Origin of the sequence: Cytobacillus sp. FSL K6-0265 (genome assembly GCF_038003465.1) — a bacterium.
GTDB classification, from domain to species: Bacteria; Bacillota; Bacilli; order Bacillales; family Cytobacillaceae; genus Cytobacillus; species Cytobacillus stercorigallinarum.
The window spans coordinates 3602460-3620159 of the sequence record NZ_JBBOPE010000001.1 but is presented as its reverse complement, the minus strand read 5'-3'; the positions used below and the strand labels follow the sequence as shown (position 1 = coordinate 3620159).

Below are 17700 nucleotides of genomic sequence, written 5' to 3'. Positions count from 1 at the left end.
CCTTTGACATCCCACCCTGGCTATGAAGGAATAGAACCATGGAAGATTCCCTCAAAAAATGTAAGGGGATAAATCATATCACTAGTTAATAGTTGAAAACAGTGGTTTAGAATTTTACACAATATTAAGGACTTGACTAAAGTTTGATTGGATTCGAGTGGAAACGAGTCAAAAAAGCATGCCCGAGGAAAAGTTTGATTGGATTCAAGCGGAAACGAGTCAAAAAAGCATGCCCGAGCAAAAATTTGATTAGATTCAAGTGGGAACAAGTCAAAAAAAGATGTCCGAGTAAAAAATTGATTGGGTTCAAGCAGAAACGAGTCAAAAAAGCATGCCCGAGTAAAAAATTGATTAGATTCAAGCAGAAACGAGTCAAAAAAGCGTGCCCGAGTAAAAATTTGATTAGATTCAAGCAGAAACGAGTCAAAAAAGCGTGTTTGAGCAAAAATTTGATTAGATTCAAGTGGGAACGAGTCAAAAAAGCGTGTCCGAGTAAAAGCTTGATTGGATTCAAGCGGAAACGAGTCAAAAAAGATGTCCGAGTAAAAATTTGATTGGATTCAAGCAGAAACGAGTCAAAAAAGCATGCCCGAGTAAAAATTTGATTGGATTCAAGCAGAAACGAGTCAAAAAAGCGTATCCAAGCCAAAATTTGATTGGATTCAAGCAGAAACGAGTCAAAAAAGCATGCCCCAAGCAAAAATTTGATTGAATTACTCTATATAAGAAAACAACAAATATAACCATTTGCAAGTGGTAAAACAAACGAATGTCAGCTAGAGAAGTAGAACGAATAAGAAGTTCCTCTGATCATTTCCAACTATCGTTTTTAGTAGGGGATAAGACCGTACGTTCCTCTCTTTTCTCAAAAAAATGAATATTTCCTTGAATGAAGGGAAATGACTATTGTTGGGAGGAGTGATTAACTATGAATGATATAAAAAAATGGGCGAAACGAATGGTCATGTCCCTTGCTTTTTCTGTCGCTTTATTATCCACATTCCAAACGATTTCAGGTGTAGAAGCAAAGCAAGTGATTGATTATATGAGTGAACAAGCGAATGAAGGAGAGGGAGCTGCTCTATCTTTCAAACATGCATTAAAATCGATTGGACTGGCATTTAAAGATCTAAACAAGACATTGGAAGGGGAACACTTGAAATTATTAACAAGCACAGTCGCTGAAGAACCGCCTTCTTTGAATGATTGGGATTGGTCACAATACGATACCAAAGAAGTCATCGCAACCGGATACACAGCTTATTATGAGTCGACAGGTAAAAATCCTGGACATCCTGAATTTGGTATTACATATTCTGGTGTAAAGGTGAAAAGGGATTTATATTCTACGATTGCTGCAGATTTAACTGTTTTCCCTATTGGTACGATACTGTGGATTCCTGATTATGGGTTTGGCGTAGTTGCTGACAAAGGTGGCGCTATTAAAGGAAATAAATTGGACTTATATTATGAAACAGTAGATGATGTATATAATTCTTGGGGGAAGAAAACGTTGGATGTCTATGTAATATCAATCGGTGATGGTACGTTAACTGAAGAAGATTTACAAGAGTTAAATGAAACGGAATCACTACAAGTATTTAGACAGCAGTATACAAAAGAATAACTTAACTAAAAAAGTAATGGGGATGAATACCCATTACTTTTTTATTGGAGAAGAAAATATATTCGGATGTAATAACTGTCCCAATTTGATTGCCCCTTCGATTAATCTTGGTGAAGGGCGACAAAACAATTCTTCTTCGAGGACATAAACAGTATTATTTTTCAATGCGTCCATATTTGACCAACCTGGACGTTTCTGTAAAATGGCTGGATTGATTTTCTCCTGCCTTACACCTACCCAGGCTAAACAGATTACATCGGGATTTTGCATACGAATGGCGTCCCAATCTGTTTGGATATTTGCTTGTTCTTTAGATGCGAAAAGGTTTTCACCGCCAACAAGTTCACTAATTTCAGTGAGCCAGTTTGTACCACCTGGTGTAAAAATGGGCTTTGGCCACCATTCCCAATAGATAGAGAGAGGCGTGCTCACCTGTTTAGCTAGGTTCTTTAGGTTCATGACTTTTTCATGAAAGTTTGCTGCAGCTTGCATACCGACTTCTTTTTTACCTAAGGCTGTGGCTACGGTGATTAAGTCATTTTCAATATCTGTTAAGCTTTGTGGATTTAATGTTATGTAAGGAATGTTCCGTTCATCCAATGCCAGAATATTCTTTTCCATTCCCGGTACACTTAATGATGCCAACACAAGGTCCGGTTTAGCTTTTTCTACAGCATTCATATCTATGGATAGGTCTGGACCGAGTTTTGGTAGAGTATTTACCGCTGCTGGCCAATCAGAGTAATCATCAACTGCAACAAGTTGATCGATTAATCCTAAGTAGGCGATAATTTCTGTATTGCTTGGGCAAAGAGAAGCGATTCGCATGATTGAAAACCTCCAATATCTTAAAATATTAATGCATATAAGAGTAATGTTAGTAAAATACCTGTTAACCCTCCGAAAAACACTTCTACTGGTTTATGGCCTAATAATTCTTTCAGTTCTTTACGTTTTACTTGGTCTGGTTTTTTGGGCCATGATTTTGCTTCATCGACAAAACGGTTAAAGTCATTGACAAGTTGATTAAGGACAATGGCTTGTTCCCCTGCTTGCCTTCGTACTCCGGTTGCATCAAACATAGTAATGATAGCAAACATGGCTGATATCGCGAAGGGAATGGAATCTAATCCAGCTTCGATGGCTACCCCTGTAGATAAAGCTGTAACGGCAGCAGAGTGTGAGCTTGGCATCCCCCCTGTACTTGTTAACAGTGACCAATCTAACTTTCTAGTAGCAAAAAAAGTAATGGGGACTTTTACAAATTGTGCAAAGAGAATGGCAGCTAATGCTGACCAAAGAGGAAAGTTCAAAAATATTTCCATTATTTAACCACCTTATCGATGTTTGTATTCTTTACTAAAAGGAAGGATTTTCTATTAGTAACAGATTAGCACAAAGTATTTTGATTTGAAAATCAGATCCTCTTGAAGGTTAAAGTAAGCTAGTCGAAATAATATGAAAGATTAGATATAATGATTATATATCTTATGGAGGTGTTTAAAATGTTTACAGTCAAAAAAGAAAATCTTTATGACTCAGCCCATGAAGTTTTAATCATCGGTTTGTTCGATGAACCGAATATCATAAAAGATGGACTATCTTCTTTAGACGAAAAATTTGAAGGACAAATGACTGATTTTCTTAAGCAAGGTGATATATCAGGGAAGTTAAAATCAATAAGCAAAGTACATACATTCAATAAAATTGCTGCGAAGAGATTATTATTTGTGGGTCTAGGTAAGAAGAAGGCCTTACAATTCAATGAATTAAAAGAAGCGATAGGATTAGCCTTTAAAGAAATTCAAAAAAGTAAACTTTCGGAAGTAGCCGTTTATTTAGACACATTTACTGTTGCTGATCAGCTTGATGCGCTCGATGTTGGTCACGCCGTCAGTGAAGCATATACACTCGCTACCTATCGTTTTGAAGGATATAAACAAAAGTCAAATGAACCTGAAAAGAAGATTGATAAAATCACAGCTTATACGACTGAAAATAGAGAAGATGTACTATCTGCTTTAACAGTTGGTTATGCCTATGGTAAGGGGACAAACTCTGCAAGAACTTTAGTGAATATGCCTGGGAATATGTTAACTGCCACAACGATGGCAGAGTACGCCATGGAGCTAGCAAAGAAATATGATTTTGAAATAGAAATATTAGATAAGAAAGAAATGTTAGAGCTTGGGATGGGTGCGCTGTTAGCAGTAAACCAAGGTTCAACAGAGCCACCGAAAATGATTGTTCTAAAATATCAAGGGAAAGATCAGTGGGAAGATGTCATTAGTTTAGTCGGAAAAGGAATTACCTTCGATACTGGTGGTTACTCGATAAAGCCGAAATCAGGGATTGTTGGAATGAAAACAGATATGGGCGGAGCTGCAGCCGTTCTGGGGGCGATGGAAATCATCGGTGAGTTAAGACCAGAACAGAATGTATTAGCTGTTATTCCATCAACAGATAATATGATAAGTGGATCTGCTTTTAAACCAGATGATGTTATTACTTCGTTAAGTGGAAAAACAATAGAGATCTTAAATACGGATGCAGAAGGACGTCTCGTTTTAGCTGATGCCATTACGTACGCTAAACAGCATGGTGCTAATTATTTAGTCGATGTTGCTACTTTAACAGGAGGAGTCATTGTTGCCTTAGGAGAAGAAACAACAGGTGCGATTACTAATCATGAAACCTTCTTCGAACAAGTATTAGAAGCGTCATTCGAAGCAGGTGAAGCGATGTGGAGACTCCCATTATTTGAAAAAGATAAACAAAGAATTCGCAATAGCCCAGTGGCAGATTTAAACAATTCCCCTGGAAGAGAAGGCCATGCAATTATGGCAGGTGGTTTTATTGGAGAATTTGCTGAAGATACGCCATGGGTGCATTTAGATATAGCAGGTACATCTACAACAAATAAACCTTATGAATTAGGTCCTGCTGGTGCCACAGGTGTAATGACACGTACGTTAGCTCTACTTGTAGAAAGATTTGAAGTGAAATAATAAATCATTTATTAAAAGCATATTAAAGGTGATCTGACAAAAGGACCTGAGTTCGGTTTTCCACTGGGCTTAGGTCTTTTAATTTTCCCTTGTTTGAAAGATCTTATTTTACTTGCGCTTTGATTTGGTTGGTAATTTGTCTTTCATTTGAACTAAAGAATTTAACTTTTTTAAGTAGGCATTCTCCATTTCCAGTTGCTTTATACATGCCTCCAATTCCTCTACAGATCCTTTTCAGTAGGCGTAGATTTCCTTGTATTCTTCGTCTCCTTATTCATAGATAATCACCCCTTTTTCCGAGAAACAAGCGCATCAAACTTCTTCAATAAAAGCAGAAGATGAAATGTTAAATATTTGCCTGTGTCAATAGAAGATGTACCTGTTTTGTTCAAAGTTAAGTACATTCATTTTATATACTCAGGGAAATAATTTGCATAGGGTTTAATAAAAGTGTGAATTATCCTATTTTTCCTAAAAGTCCATTATTTGACGAACATGAATGAGTATGTTAATTTATTACTCTAACACTTTACTAAAATAAAGCAAAAATAAATAGAAAGAAAGGTTTTAATCATGAATGCTGTTTTACTTGCTGTATTAGTCATGTTGATACTAAGTTTATTACGTGTAAATGTCGTGTTATCCCTTATTATTGGTGCATTGGTGGGAGGTTTAACAGGTGGACTTGGTATAACAAACACAATTGAAGTCTTTACAAATGGATTAGGTGGCAGTGCAGAAGTAGCACTTAGTTATGCTTTATTAGGAGGCTTTGCGATTGCTATCTCTCGTACAGGCCTACCGAATCTCCTTGTTGATAAAATTATTCAAAAGGTAGGGAAAGAGGGAGAGGAAAGGAAGAAAGGTTTATCTAAAACGTTAGTCATTTTATCATTATTAATGATGGCGTGTTTCTCACAAAACCTTATTCCTATTCATATTGCGTTTATTCCCATATTAGTTCCACCTTTATTAAAAGTATTGAATGAACTTAAAATAGATAGGAGATTAATTGCCTCCGTCCTTACATTTGGTTTAGTCACTCCTTATATGCTTATCCCTGCAGGATTTGGACAAATATTTCACCAAATCTTAGCAGATAATATGACAAGTAGCGGTTTAGATGTTGATATGCAACAAATACCAGTAGCTATGCTACTTCCTGCTTTAGGTATGGTTGTTGGCCTAATAATAGCCGTTTTCATATCTTATCGAAAACCGAGAGTTTATCAATCAACAGAAATCATAGAAACTGAAAGAGTATCTTATAGTAAGCGCGGTATCTTATTTGCCGTTTTAGCAATCATTATTGCGTTAGTTGTACAAATACAATTAGATTCAATGATTATGGGCGCAGTGGCCGGTATTATTACTGTCTATTTAAGTGGAACGATAAAGGGTACTGAAGCAGATAGCTTATTAACAGATGGAATGAAAATGATGGCATTTATCGGGTTTGTCATGCTCGCGGCATTTGGTTTCGGTGATGTGCTGAAAGAAACAGGGGATGTTGGAGTCCTTGTGTCGAATGTAGCTGAGATGATAGGGAATAATCAAGCCTTAGGTGCGTTATTAATGCTTTTAGTAGGTTTGTTAGTCACCATTGGTATTGGTTCATCGTTTTCAACTATTCCAATTATCACGACCATTTTTGTGCCATTATGTTTAGAACTAGGGTTTAGTCCAATGGCTACGATTGCGTTAATTGGTGCATCTGCTGCTTTAGGTGATGCTGGATCTCCTGCTTCAGACAGTACACTTGGACCGACATCAGGATTGAATGTGGATGGTCATCATAATCATATTTGGGATACATGTGTACCAACATTTATTCATTATAATATTCCTGTCATTATATTTGGCTGGATTGCTGCAATGGTATTATAAAAGAAATAAATTAGTATTATTTAAACTCAATCATATTTGATTGGGTTTATTTTTAGTGGGCTTGACCTTGGTGCAATGTATATAGGTTCCGAAACACGAATAAGAATGACTATCAAAAAGCAGAATGTAGTCGTACTTTGCCTTTAGAATAAGAAAGATACGGACATAAAAGGAATTTTAACGATAGGATCATTACTCTCAGTCATTCAAAAAGATAATATTTTCTTCTTTTAGGAATGGTGATTCTTCTACTGATGAAAGAATCGAAATCGATTACTGACTCACCTTACCACTCGCTTTGACGCTATATATGTATCTAACTGTGGAGGATGATGGAATTTAGTTTCAACTCACCTTAATGCAGGAGCAGCAGCAGAAGTTACTGGTGCAACATCTTCTGTAAGTGTAGTTGGAGCTGATGCTGTAGAAGGTAAAAGCGCTGAGGAAACAAGCCTTAAATTCCAAATTGGTGCAAATGAAAATCAAGCATGAGCCTTAATATCCTGATATGAGAGCATCTGCTCTAGGAATTACTACTGATGATACTACTAAATTATTTATTTAGGAAAAATTTCAAAACCAAAATCTAAAATTAAGTATGTAACAAATACTATTCCTAAAAGAGTCAAAGACGCCCTATTCTTTTTGAAATAACTATTTAAACCAACGAAAATTAAAGATAATATCAAAAATAATCTGAAGTAATTGAAAGACAAATTATCACTAATATCAAATTGATAAATAAGACCAACCACTATAAAATTAATAGTGAAAATACCGCCTAATACTTTTATTTTTTTTAAAAAATGATTTGAAGTAGGTGATTCGCAGTTTTGTTGCATAATATCTCCTCCATAAATACACGTTTTTAATTATAACACAAAATATTGCATTTCCGGTTTTTTCCTTTTCTCCCCCATGCTTTCAATTTTTTATTTTTATTGTCCATAAAGGTACACGTTTATAGATGATTGAAAAATACGCCATATCAGTCACCCTCCTGTTAGTTTGTCTACGTGACCTTTAACAGGATTTTCGTTAAGTATTACCGCTATAAGTATAAAAAAATGGTTCCATCCAAATCTGAGGTGGAACCATTTTTGTTTAAAATTTAATGCCGAAAAGCATTGTAAGGATATTACGCTTTTTTATTCTTTTTTTGGGAAAGATACTAGCAGTAGAACTGTCAGAGGGAATAGGAGATACTTGCACGAAATTCTTTTTTTCTAGAATGTGTAAACGCTCATGTAAACGTTCAATTTCGGCGTGTAATTCTTCTAACTCTTGGCGGTGATGGAGCAATTGATAAGAAGTCACATCATCTGCTTTCGCATTTAAGCGTTGTTCTAACAGATCCATTCTTGCGCTTAGTTCATCATTAGATTTCTGTGGACTAGTTATAGTGGCGTGGCGAATTTTTTTGCTAGTAACTTTTACGTCTTGAAGAAGGACACCTTTATTTAATTGTTCATGAACTTTTTTTAATAATTGAATATCTTCTTCTGAATAAGCATAATGTCCTTGCTCATTTTTTGTCATATTTAAATTTAGCTGCTTTATCCATCGCTGAATCGTACTTTGGGATACACCGAGTAGTTTTGCTACAGCGCCTGTATTCAAAAGTAATCTCCTCCTTATCATTACTTTATTAAAAGCATTCGCTTAAGAAATACATTTCCCTTTACGTTTGACAAAACAAGTGTTGCTTCGTCAAAGATAGTGAATATTTTACAACTTGAGGAGTAATAAACGCTCTTAGTGGGGACAATGAAGAAAACAGATGGGGGTATAGGTGAAATGACAGAATACGAATTAGAAGACATCTTCCATGAGTCAGGGCATTACCACTTATATGAACGATTAAAGTACAAATTATGGATTGCTTATCAATGGCTAGAGGCAGATCGAAATATATTATCTGAGTTTCTAACTATATATGATTTTGACCACGATGAAGAATTATATTGTAAAGAATTCTTATTTCATTACAAAATCTTTAAAAACATAAAGAAGAAGAATGCTTTTTATTAAATGAACAAGTAAATGATAAAAAAAGCCCCCAAATTATCACATTTGTGAGGCTCCTATTTCTTATGTCATTAAGACAGTTATTTTGTTTTATAATGTTTAGTAAAGAATTCGTCTGTTTCTTGTACAACGACTTTCCTCAATAGAAGAAGACCAACTAAGTTCGGAATCATCATTAATGCGTTAGCCATATCTGCAAATGCCCAAACGGTAGCTAAGTTAACCATTGCACCAGCCGCACAAGCAATAATATAAATCGCACGGTAGCCAGCAATTCCTTTTGTACCAGCTATATATTCAAAGCATTTCTCGCCGTATACATACCAGCCGACAATTGTTGTAAATCCGAAAAAAATAACAGAGAAAGCGACGATATATTCTCCTGCTGTTCCTAATACTGAGGCAAATGCTGCACTCGTTAATGCCCCACCATCGAGATTAGGGTCATGGGTTACGCCAGAAAGTAATCCGCCTGTATAATCCCAAAAACCAGTAATGATTAATACAAGTCCAGTCATCGTACACACGATGATGGTAACAATGAAAGTCCCTGTCATGGCAACAAGTGCTTGCTTCACAGGATGGTCTGTTTTAGCATTACCTGCGATTAAAGCAGCAGTACCTAAACCAGCTTCATTAGAAAAGATACCCTTTGACACACCATTTTTAATTGCCTCTGATACGACAACCCCTACAAAACCACCGGTTGCTGCAATCGGATTAAAAGCATAATGGAAAATTAACTGAAATGACGGAATAATCATTTCATAATTGACCGCAATGATGATTAAAGCGCCACCAATATAAAGAAACGCCATAATGGGTACAAAGAAGCCAGCGACCGTACTAATTCTTTGAAGGCCTCCAAAAATAATAAGCGAAGCAAAGACAGCTAAAACGATGCCAGTAACAATACTGTTGATACCAAAAGATTCACTAGCTACTTGAGCAATCGTATTAGATTGCACACTATTTCCTATACCTAAAGCGGCAAAAGCACCAAAAATGGCAAAGGCAACGGCTAACCATTTATACTTAGATCCTAGACCTCTCTCAATATAGTACATGGGTCCACTGGAATATTCACCATTGGCATTCTTTACGCGATATTTCATTGCTAGTAAGGCTTCCGCGTATTTAGTAGCCATTCCGAAAAGCCCTACAACCCACATCCAAAAAATGGCGCCTGGTCCACCTAAGGTGATAGCTGTGGCGACACCAGCTATGTTTCCGTTACCTATCGTTGCGGCCAGTGCAGTCATTAATGCTTTGAAATTACTTACATCACCTTCATCATTTGTATTCTTAGCGTTCCCTTCCTTTGTAAATGCTAATTTAAAAGCATAAAAGAGTTTCGTAAATGTACGACCTTTAAGCATGATCGTTAGGAGTAGGCCCGTCCCAAATAGTAAGATTAAACTGGGTGTTCCCCACAAAAAGGAATTAATTTTTTCAAGTATGTTCATAATGTCCACAGATGAATCTTCCTCTCTTTAATTGTGTATCATGCTAAATATGTATCAAGAATTTTTTGGAATGTAATCGCTTTCCTAAATGGATAAACCAAAACTACTTTAATCTTGGTAAAATTCTTGAAGAGCACGGAAAATTGTAAGAATACTTATTATTGTAAAATTATACAAGGATAACTTCAATCAATTTTAAAAAAGTTTAACTATTTATAATAATTAGATAGTATAGATTGAGCTTTCGACAGCATGTAAAGGTTTAGATATAATAAAAAAAAGAGGCAGTTGGAGGTTTGAAATGGAGAGAGAAAAACAGTACGGTAAAGATCCATTTAAACGATCATTTGATAACTTAGAAACATTTGTGGATAAAATTAGAGATGTTCTTGAATGTCCTGTAACTATTGAAGATGCAAATCATCGGTTATTAGCATATAGTACGCATGATGATCAAACGGATCAGGCTAGGATTGCAACGATTATTAGCAGAAAAGTGCCCGAAAAGGTAATAAATAGTTTATGGAAGGCAGATGCTATTCCTCAATTATTAAGGAGCGCTGAACCATTAAAAATTCCAGAAATTAAAGAAATTGGGCTGGGTAATAGGGTAGCAATTTCTATCAGGCATCAAGAAGAAGTGCTTGGGTATATATGGGTGGTTGAACGAGATAAGTCCCTTACGGCCGAAGATATGTATTTATTAAAACTGGCTGCACAATCGGCAAGAATTGAATTGTTGAAGCTTTATCGTCAAAAAAAGAAAAGAGAAGAAAGCTATCAGGATTTTTTCTGGCAGTTATTAACTGGCAGATATCCCAAACATACAGAAGTAATAGAAAAGTTAGATGATTTTCATATCAAACCATCTCTCTATTCTGCTGTCATTATTTTTCGCTTTATAGACGATATAGACATGCAAACGGAACAAAGCATGATTTATCTCATTTCAACGAGCCAAAAAATCCATATGACGTTTTATGCAACGATGGGCAATGACTTTATCTTACTAGCATCTCCGCCATCTACACAGGCAAATGAAACAGATTTATCTGAGTTTATACAGTTTGTTATTAATCAAATGTATATAAGGTTTGATATTGATCATATCATCAGTGGTAGCAGCAGTTTGAAATTGACATATGACCATGTTGAAGATCGCTATTCAGAATGCTTAGAAGTACTTCGTTTAAAATCACAATATCCGCAAGAAATGCAAGAAATCTATACTTATCACCAATTGGGTGTTTTTAAATATTTGGATGCCATTCTTGAAATAAGAAGCCGTGATGCTTATGAACATCCTGTCATCCAACGTTTAATAGATTATGATCATGCTCATCGAACGGAGCTATTAATGTCTTTAGAAGCCTTTATTTTAAATGATAGCAATGTAAATGACGCTGCTAAAGTATTACATGTTCACGTTAATACATTAAATTATCGTTTGAAGAGAATTACAGAGCTCACTCATGTGAACTTTAAAAGTACACATGAGAAATTTTCCTTGTATTTAGAACTGCAAATCCGCAAATACATAGAAAAAAAGCGTCGTTTGTGAAATTACACAAACGACGCTTTTTCATTTTTCAAATATAAACAAAGTCATTTCAACATTCTATTATTATACTGACAATAGGGAAACATAAAATTGTCATTTATTATTTGACAATTTATTCTATGCAATTTATTCATACTTAAAAATTAATATCATAAATGGAAGGGGCCAAAAGGATATGATTATCGGCGTACCTAAAGAAATTAAAAACAACGAGAACCGTGTTGCAATGACACCAGCGGGGGTAGATGCATTAGTAAAAGCTGGGCATGAAGTACTTATTGAAACGACTGCAGGACTCGGAAGTGGATTTCAAGACCAAGATTACGAGCTAACAGGCGCGAAAATCGTAGGCACGGCAAAAGAAGCATGGGCAGCGGAGATGGTAATGAAGGTAAAAGAACCGCTACCAACTGAATATGACTATTTCCGTAAAGGCCTAGTGTTGTTTACTTATTTGCATTTAGCAGCAGAACCAGAATTGGCAGATGCGCTAGTGAAAAGTGGAGTAACGGCTATTGCATATGAAACAGTCGAGGTGAACCGTACACTTCCATTACTAACACCAATGAGTGAAGTTGCTGGTAGAATGGCTACACAAGTTGGAGCGCAATTCTTACAAAAAACAAACGGCGGCCAAGGAATATTACTTGCAGGTGTGCCAGGCGTATCTCGAGGAAAAGTGACGATTATTGGTGGGGGCGTTGTGGGCATTAATGCAGCGAAAATGGCTATCGGTCTTGGTGCAGATGTAACAATCATTGATTTAAGTCCTGAAAGACTCCGTCAACTTGATGATATTTTTGGTAATAGTATTCAAACATTAATGTCTAATCCATTTAATATTGCTGAATCTGTTAAGGAAGCTGACCTTGTAATTGGTGCTGTCCTTATTCCGGGAGCAAAAGCGCCAAAATTAGTAACAGAAGAAATGATTCAAACAATGAAACCTGGCGCAGTCGTGATTGATGTTGCGGTTGACCAAGGTGGTATTCTAGAAACGGTTGATCATGTAACTACACATGATGATCCAACTTATATTAAACATGGTGTTGTTCATTATGCCGTGGCAAATATGCCAGGTGCTGTACCTAGAACATCAACAATTGCTTTAACAAATGTAACGATTCCTTATGCATTACAAATAGCAACAAAAGGGGCACATCTAGCTGTTGAGCAAAACCCAGCATTGAAATTAGGGGTAAACGTAGTAAATGGGCATGTAACGTATGAAGCAGTTGCAAGGGACCTAGGTTATGACTATGTTCAAGTCGATGCAGCATTCACAAATGAAGGCATAACAAACTAATGATACAATCTCCTACCTCATAATTGGGGTAGGTTTTTTTATTTTGATTCCTTATTTATATGGATTTCATTCAAATTAAAATGGTTCTTGTCTCATTCTGTTAATAATCATCTTATTTTTGCATCCTCATTGTATACCCATTCGTCTCCTAATAAAAAATGTTCACTTAAGGTGGCTATAGAGAAGTAAAAAGCCATTAGACCAAGGATCTTTAACCAAAAGTTGACTTTTTCCATTAAACTCTATATAATCTTCAAAAAATAGATAATCGTTGATGAGGAATAGTAAGTTTTTATCATTATTTTCAGAGAAGGTATCCGTTTGTGCTGTGAGATATCTATTAGTGAAAAGCTGAACCTGCCCTCTGAGTACATATTCTCTAGAATATGCGGTTTACTTGTTGAACCGTTATCAATAAGAGTGCAAAGCTTTGCTTTGAAATAGGGTGGTACCACCAGTCATTGGGTCCCTATTTGAAAGCAGGGCTTTTTTTGTGTCTTTGAATAAAAAAATAAAATGAGGTGTTAATATGGGTAAGCAATTTGTGAAAGAGATAACGTCAATGAATGAAGATTTTCCACAATGGTATACAGATGTCGTAAAGAAAGCTGATTTAGTGGATTATTCGAGTGTTAGAGGTTCTATGATTATTCGTCCATATGGTTATGCCCTTTGGGAGAACATTAAGTCAGCACTTGATCAAATGATAAAAGAAACCGGGCATGAAAATGTTTATATGCCTCTATTTATTCCTGAGAGCCTTCTTCAAAAAGAGAAAGATCATATTGAAGGATTTGCCCCAGAAGTGGCTTGGGTAACTCATGGTGGGGAAGAGGAGCTTGCTGAGAGACTTTGCGTGCGTCCGACATCAGAAGTACTATTCGGTGAACATTATAGAAATATTATTCACTCTTATCGTGATTTACCAAAGCTTTATAATCAATGGTCCAATGTAGTTCGTTGGGAGAAAACAACAAGACCATTTTTACGAACGTTGGAGTTTTTATGGCAAGAAGGCCATACTTGTCATGCTACAGATGAAGAAGCGTTAGAAGAAACCGTAAAGATGCTTGATGTCTACGCAGATATATGTGAAAACTTTCTAGCTATTCCTGTTGTTAAAGGCAAAAAAACGGAGAAAGAAAAGTTTGCTGGTGCTAAATTAACTTATACAATTGAAAGCTTAATGCACGATGGTAAAGCATTACAATCAGGGACATCTCATCATTTAGGTGATGGCTTTGCGAGAGCATTTGGTATTCAGTTTACTGACAAAGATGGAAAAGAGCAGTATGTGCAGCAAACTTCCTGGGGCTTCACAACGAGAATTATCGGTGCGATGATTATGGTCCACGGTAATGACAGAGGATTAGTAATCCCGCCAAAGGCTGCCCCAAAGCAGGTGATGATTGTTCCTATTGCGCAACATAAGGAAGGCGTATTAGATTTCGCCTATGATTTAAAAGAAAAACTAAGTAAAGTGGCTCGCGTAGATATTGATGCTAGTGATAAAAAGCCAGGTTGGAAGTTTAATGAATATGAAATGAAGGGTGTACCAATTCGCTTAGAAGTAGGTCCTAAAGATATCGAAAAGGGTCAAGTCGTACTAGCTAGAAGAGATACAGGAGAGAAAATTTTTGCTCCATTAGAAAATCTAGAAGAAAAGATTGTTCAACTTTTAGAAGAAATTCAAACTTCCCTATATAATAAGGCAAAAGAACATCGCAACGATCATACGTATGAAGCATATACTTATGAGGAGTTTAAGCAGATATTTAATGAAAAACAAGGGTTTGTCAAAGCGATGTGGTGTGGCAATCAAGCGTGCGAAGAGAAAATAAAAGAAGATACAAGTGTTACTTCCCGTTGCATGCCATTTGATGAAGCGGCGATTGCCAAAGCATGTGTTTGTTGTAAAGAAGAAGCAAAGCATCTTGTCTATTGGGCAAAAGCTTATTAAGAAAAAATTTTATTGACCCATATCTTTTTTTCACTTACAGCCGTTTAAGTAATAGAAAGTGTGAAGGGGTGAAACAAACAATGCATAACGAGCAGATGGCAAGGCGGTCAGCAACGTTAGATATGATTGGGAAAAAGTATTACCAAGACTTAGTAAGCTATTGCACCTTTCTTTGCCAAAATGAGTGGGATGGTGAGGATGTCGCTCAAGAAACCATCTTAAAGGCAATGAAGTATAACGAGGCTAAAATAACACGAGCTTTGTTAAAGAAAATTGCTTATCATCAATGGATCGATGTCGTTAGAAAAAAGAAAAAAGAACAATTAACAGAAGATCATGTGGATATTGAAACGAGCAATCATGATTTGACGGAAACAATTGAATTATTATTAGAGAAATTAACGGTGCAACAGGCGTTAGCTTTTTCATTAAAAGAAGCGTTTTTATTTAAGAATAGTGAAATTGCAGAAATGCTTAATATGAAAGAAGTCACTGTTAAAAGTTTATTGCATCGGGCAAGAAAACGTTTAGCAATGGATATGAAAGAATTGAATCAGCAGTGGGATGAGCCGGTAAAGAGGAGAATTTTTCAAGTTTTCCATCGGGCACTTGAACAGCAAAATCCCATTGAGCTCATCAAAATACTGCCAATAATTAGCCATTATCATACCTCAAAGCAAAGCACCCCTTCCAATGCTTTCAATATGATGGCAGCATAATGCTTGCCTTTTTGGAGGTTTTATAATGAGTACGATCCCTTATGTAATTGAACAAACGGCTAAAGGTGAAAGGTCCTATGACATTTATTCAAGATTGTTGAGAGATCGGATTATTATGATTGGTGAAGAAATCAATGATCATATGGCGAATAATATTGTCGCCCAAATATTATTTTTAGCTGCAGAAGATGAGAAAAAAGATATTTCACTTTATATTAATAGTCCTGGAGGATCAACAACAGCGGGCTTTGCTATTTTAGATACCCTCGACTATGTAAAATGCGATATTCGCACCATCTGTACAGGAATGGCTGCCTCATTTGGTGCACTACTGCTTCTATCTGGGACGAAAGGAAAACGGTTTGTGCTCCCTCATAGTGAAGTAATGATTCATCAACCCTTAGGTGGCGCAAGAGGGCAAGCGACAGATATTGAAATCTCTGCAAGAAGGATATTAAAGCTAAAAGACGTAACCAATCAAATGATTGCTGAGAAAACAAATCAACCATTAGAAAAGGTGAAATTGGATACAGAACGTGATTATTTTATGAGCGCTCAAGAAGCGGTTAATTATGGGATTGCAGATGCAATTTTAACGAAAAGTGAATGATGAATAACTCATATTAAGCCCACGCTTAATTGGTGATAGATGCATATGTAATAGGGAAGGTACCCAGCTCTTAATTAAAGGAGGTAATCCCTAGTGCATTATTATTATCGACATCCTGGTGTCGCGGACGAACGCTTTTTTCCCTTTTTCGCTGCACCATTCGTGGGCGGTTTTCTTGGCGGATTAGCAGGAGGTGCTTTAGCCGCACCGTTGTTCTTTAGACCAAGACCATGTTTTGGTGGACCTTGCCCGCCGTATGGATATGGACCCGGCCCTGTTCCATATGGCAATCAAGGTTTTGGTGGCTATCCAAATGCCTATCCTGGTAACCCCAATCCTTATGGACCGTATATTAATATAAATAATGAGATTAACTAGATAAAACTGATGCCACAGATAGTGCTGTGGTATTTTTTTGTCCGCTTCATAGGCATGTGAGAGATTACTTTACGAAAATAAAAGAGCAGTCGTACAAAGACTGCTCTTGTAAAAATTCTATATTAGGTTTGAAAATAAGCCATTACCCTACATTTGCATCGTAGTCCATTTTAATTTTAATGACAAGTTCGCACTTTGATCACCCGCAGATTGAAAATTTAAAGTCAATCCATCTGGCGTATAAGTAACTTTCGGATGACTGTTAAGGTCTGCAGATTCAATGAGTTGATTAACTTTAGTTTGATTTGATTCTTGAGCAGCAGTCATAATATTATAGGAGTATTCTCTAGACTTCGCCATTTTATCAAGTAATTTACTTGCACTGTTCATCAATACTTCCATTTCTTTTGCAGATTTGATGAACTGATCCGGATTCACTGGAGGAAATGAACGTGTATGTATTGGTGGATACGGTCGGCAATAGGTAGGATATGTATACGGATACGGGCAAATAGGAGAGGGATTAAAACATATAGGATACATCTTAGGTCTCCTTTCAACATCTCATTAGCATAAATATATGTATCGAGGGCTTATTCTATGATTAAACAGAATATTCCCATAAAATATATGTTCGGTTATAATGGTAGTTGAGAGGAGGCGTACATATGTATTCAGAAACAATGATAGAAACATTAGGTATTGAAATTACAAGTCTTGAGAAGGGGAAGGTTGTTGCTACGATGCCTGTAGACGGCAGAACAAGACAACCATTTGGTATCCTTCATGGAGGAGCTTCTGTAGCGCTTGCTGAAACTGTAGCAAGCTTAGGTGCTTATGAACTTGTTGATAAAGAAACAGAAGGCGTAGCAGGATTAGAGATTAATGCTAACCATATTAAGTCAAAGAAAGACGGCGTTGTAACAGCCATTGCAACAGTCCTACATCAAGGAAAAACAACGATGGTTTGGGAAATAAAGATCGTTGATGAACAAGAAAAATTAATATGTGCTTCAAGATGTACAATGGCTGTTTTAAAATTGAAAAAGTCTTAATAGGAATCGGGGTGGAAAGTTAATTTTTCCACCCTATTTTTTCGTGGTATTTTAGCCTAGTAGATACTGAGTCCATAAGTTTAATGTGGAAATCA

Annotated in this window: 17 protein-coding genes and 1 other annotated feature; of the genes, 11 read left to right on the top strand and 6 right to left on the bottom strand. The window is 36.4% G+C overall.

Annotated elements, in window-relative coordinates; all coding sequences use genetic code 11:
* Positions 1-928: 928 nt before the first annotated feature.
* Complete coding sequence (locus MHH73_RS18310) at positions 929-1627, top strand: 3D domain-containing protein (protein WP_341068551.1); 699 nt, start codon at positions 929-931, stop codon at positions 1625-1627.
* 33 nt (positions 1628-1660) lie between these two features.
* Here the strand turns inward: MHH73_RS18310 and MHH73_RS18305 are convergent, their stop codons facing one another.
* Both MHH73_RS18305 and MHH73_RS18300 read right to left on the bottom strand, forming a co-directional pair.
* Complete coding sequence (locus MHH73_RS18305) at positions 1661-2455, bottom strand: cobalamin-binding protein (RefSeq protein ID WP_341068548.1); 795 nt, start codon at positions 2453-2455, stop codon at positions 1661-1663.
* A gap of 20 nt (positions 2456-2475) precedes the next feature.
* The gene (locus MHH73_RS18300; RefSeq protein WP_191816842.1) at positions 2476-2952 is read right to left on the bottom strand and encodes a divergent PAP2 family protein; all 477 of its coding nucleotides are present in this window, start codon (positions 2950-2952) and stop codon (positions 2476-2478) included.
* Positions 2953-3132: 180 nt separating this feature from the next.
* Here MHH73_RS18300 and MHH73_RS18295 point away from each other — a divergent pair, with 180 nt between their 5' ends.
* Positions 3133-4635 carry a leucyl aminopeptidase gene (locus tag MHH73_RS18295; RefSeq protein ID WP_191816841.1) on the top strand — a complete coding sequence of 501 codons (1503 nt, stop codon included), beginning with the start codon at positions 3133-3135 and terminating at the stop codon, positions 4633-4635.
* 573 nt (positions 4636-5208) lie between these two features.
* Positions 5209-6522, top strand: a complete 1314-nt coding sequence (locus MHH73_RS18290; RefSeq protein WP_191816840.1) for a Na+/H+ antiporter family protein — start codon at positions 5209-5211, stop codon at positions 6520-6522.
* A gap of 557 nt (positions 6523-7079) precedes the next feature.
* Here MHH73_RS18290 and MHH73_RS18285 read toward each other — a convergent pair.
* Both MHH73_RS18285 and MHH73_RS18280 read right to left on the bottom strand, forming a co-directional pair.
* Positions 7080-7364: a hypothetical protein gene (locus MHH73_RS18285; RefSeq protein ID WP_341068544.1), complete on the bottom strand. Its 285-nt coding sequence runs from the start codon at positions 7362-7364 to the stop codon at positions 7080-7082.
* 262 nt (positions 7365-7626) lie between these two features.
* A complete protein-coding gene (locus MHH73_RS18280) occupies positions 7627-8142 on the bottom strand; it encodes a MerR family transcriptional regulator (protein WP_191816839.1) in 516 nt (171 codons plus the stop codon).
* Between the two features lie 147 nt (positions 8143-8289).
* On the opposite strand from MHH73_RS18280, the gene MHH73_RS18275 reads away from it, so the two are divergent.
* Positions 8290-8553 (top strand): hypothetical protein, encoded by a 264-nt coding sequence (locus MHH73_RS18275; protein ID WP_341068540.1) that lies wholly within the window; start codon positions 8290-8292, stop codon positions 8551-8553.
* Between the two features lie 77 nt (positions 8554-8630).
* Here the strand turns inward: MHH73_RS18275 and MHH73_RS18270 are convergent, their stop codons facing one another.
* The gene (locus MHH73_RS18270) at positions 8631-10016 is read right to left on the bottom strand and encodes an alanine/glycine:cation symporter family protein (RefSeq protein WP_341069831.1); all 1386 of its coding nucleotides are present in this window, start codon (positions 10014-10016) and stop codon (positions 8631-8633) included.
* Positions 10017-10317: 301 nt separating this feature from the next.
* Here MHH73_RS18270 and MHH73_RS18265 point away from each other — a divergent pair, with 301 nt between their 5' ends.
* The 6 genes from MHH73_RS18265 (at position 10318) to MHH73_RS18240 (ending at position 16550) form a co-directional block, all read left to right on the top strand.
* A complete protein-coding gene (locus MHH73_RS18265) occupies positions 10318-11577 on the top strand; it encodes a PucR family transcriptional regulator (protein WP_191816837.1) in 1260 nt (419 codons plus the stop codon).
* A gap of 175 nt (positions 11578-11752) precedes the next feature.
* Positions 11753-12883: an alanine dehydrogenase gene (gene ald / locus MHH73_RS18260; RefSeq protein WP_191816836.1), complete on the top strand. Its 1131-nt coding sequence runs from the start codon at positions 11753-11755 to the stop codon at positions 12881-12883.
* A 262-nt stretch (positions 12884-13145) separates the two neighbouring features.
* Positions 13146-13357: a binding site (T-box leader), on the top strand.
* Positions 13358-13412: 55 nt separating this feature from the next.
* Positions 13413-14843, top strand: a complete 1431-nt coding sequence (gene proS / locus MHH73_RS18255) for a proline--tRNA ligase (protein WP_341068534.1) — start codon at positions 13413-13415, stop codon at positions 14841-14843.
* Positions 14844-14923: 80 nt separating this feature from the next.
* Positions 14924-15562: a sigma-70 family RNA polymerase sigma factor gene (locus tag MHH73_RS18250; RefSeq protein WP_341068532.1), complete on the top strand. Its 639-nt coding sequence runs from the start codon at positions 14924-14926 to the stop codon at positions 15560-15562.
* 25 nt (positions 15563-15587) lie between these two features.
* Positions 15588-16172, top strand: coding sequence for an ATP-dependent Clp protease proteolytic subunit (locus MHH73_RS18245; protein ID WP_341068530.1), 585 nt, complete (start codon positions 15588-15590; stop codon positions 16170-16172).
* A 93-nt stretch (positions 16173-16265) separates the two neighbouring features.
* A complete protein-coding gene (locus tag MHH73_RS18240) occupies positions 16266-16550 on the top strand; it encodes a hypothetical protein (RefSeq protein ID WP_341068528.1) in 285 nt (94 codons plus the stop codon).
* 147 nt (positions 16551-16697) lie between these two features.
* Here MHH73_RS18240 and MHH73_RS18235 read toward each other — a convergent pair whose 3' ends face one another.
* On the bottom strand, positions 16698-17093 hold the full coding sequence (locus MHH73_RS18235; RefSeq protein ID WP_341068527.1) for a hypothetical protein: 396 nt from the start codon (positions 17091-17093) through the stop codon (positions 16698-16700).
* 125 nt (positions 17094-17218) lie between these two features.
* Between MHH73_RS18235 and MHH73_RS18230 the strand changes: the two genes are divergently transcribed.
* On the top strand, positions 17219-17605 hold the full coding sequence (locus tag MHH73_RS18230; protein ID WP_191816831.1) for a hotdog fold thioesterase: 387 nt from the start codon (positions 17219-17221) through the stop codon (positions 17603-17605).
* Positions 17606-17700: the final 95 nt, after the last annotated feature.

What these genes read in the sequence shown, in the direction of transcription:
- MHH73_RS18285 (WP_341068544.1), bottom strand. Translation starts at nt 7,364, where the DNA reads ATGCAACAAAACTGCGAATCACCTACTTCAAATCATTTTTTAAAAAAA.
- MHH73_RS18265 (WP_191816837.1), top strand. Translation starts at nt 10,318, where the DNA reads ATGGAGAGAGAAAAACAGTACGGTAAAGATCCATTTAAACGATCATTT.
- MHH73_RS18250 (WP_341068532.1), top strand. Translation starts at nt 14,924, where the DNA reads ATGCATAACGAGCAGATGGCAAGGCGGTCAGCAACGTTAGATATGATT.
- MHH73_RS18290 (WP_191816840.1), top strand. Translation starts at nt 5,209, where the DNA reads ATGAATGCTGTTTTACTTGCTGTATTAGTCATGTTGATACTAAGTTTA.
- ald (WP_191816836.1), top strand. Translation starts at nt 11,753, where the DNA reads ATGATTATCGGCGTACCTAAAGAAATTAAAAACAACGAGAACCGTGTT.
- MHH73_RS18270 (WP_341069831.1), bottom strand. Translation starts at nt 10,016, where the DNA reads ATGAACATACTTGAAAAAATTAATTCCTTTTTGTGGGGAACACCCAGT.
- MHH73_RS18300 (WP_191816842.1), bottom strand. Translation starts at nt 2,952, where the DNA reads ATGGAAATATTTTTGAACTTTCCTCTTTGGTCAGCATTAGCTGCCATT.
- MHH73_RS18310 (WP_341068551.1), top strand. Translation starts at nt 929, where the DNA reads ATGAATGATATAAAAAAATGGGCGAAACGAATGGTCATGTCCCTTGCT.
- MHH73_RS18230 (WP_191816831.1), top strand. Translation starts at nt 17,219, where the DNA reads ATGTATTCAGAAACAATGATAGAAACATTAGGTATTGAAATTACAAGT.
- MHH73_RS18235 (WP_341068527.1), bottom strand. Translation starts at nt 17,093, where the DNA reads ATGTATCCTATATGTTTTAATCCCTCTCCTATTTGCCCGTATCCGTAT.
- MHH73_RS18245 (WP_341068530.1), top strand. Translation starts at nt 15,588, where the DNA reads ATGAGTACGATCCCTTATGTAATTGAACAAACGGCTAAAGGTGAAAGG.
- MHH73_RS18295 (WP_191816841.1), top strand. Translation starts at nt 3,133, where the DNA reads ATGTTTACAGTCAAAAAAGAAAATCTTTATGACTCAGCCCATGAAGTT.
- proS (WP_341068534.1), top strand. Translation starts at nt 13,413, where the DNA reads ATGGGTAAGCAATTTGTGAAAGAGATAACGTCAATGAATGAAGATTTT.
- MHH73_RS18275 (WP_341068540.1), top strand. Translation starts at nt 8,290, where the DNA reads ATGAAGAAAACAGATGGGGGTATAGGTGAAATGACAGAATACGAATTA.
- MHH73_RS18305 (WP_341068548.1), bottom strand. Translation starts at nt 2,455, where the DNA reads ATGCGAATCGCTTCTCTTTGCCCAAGCAATACAGAAATTATCGCCTAC.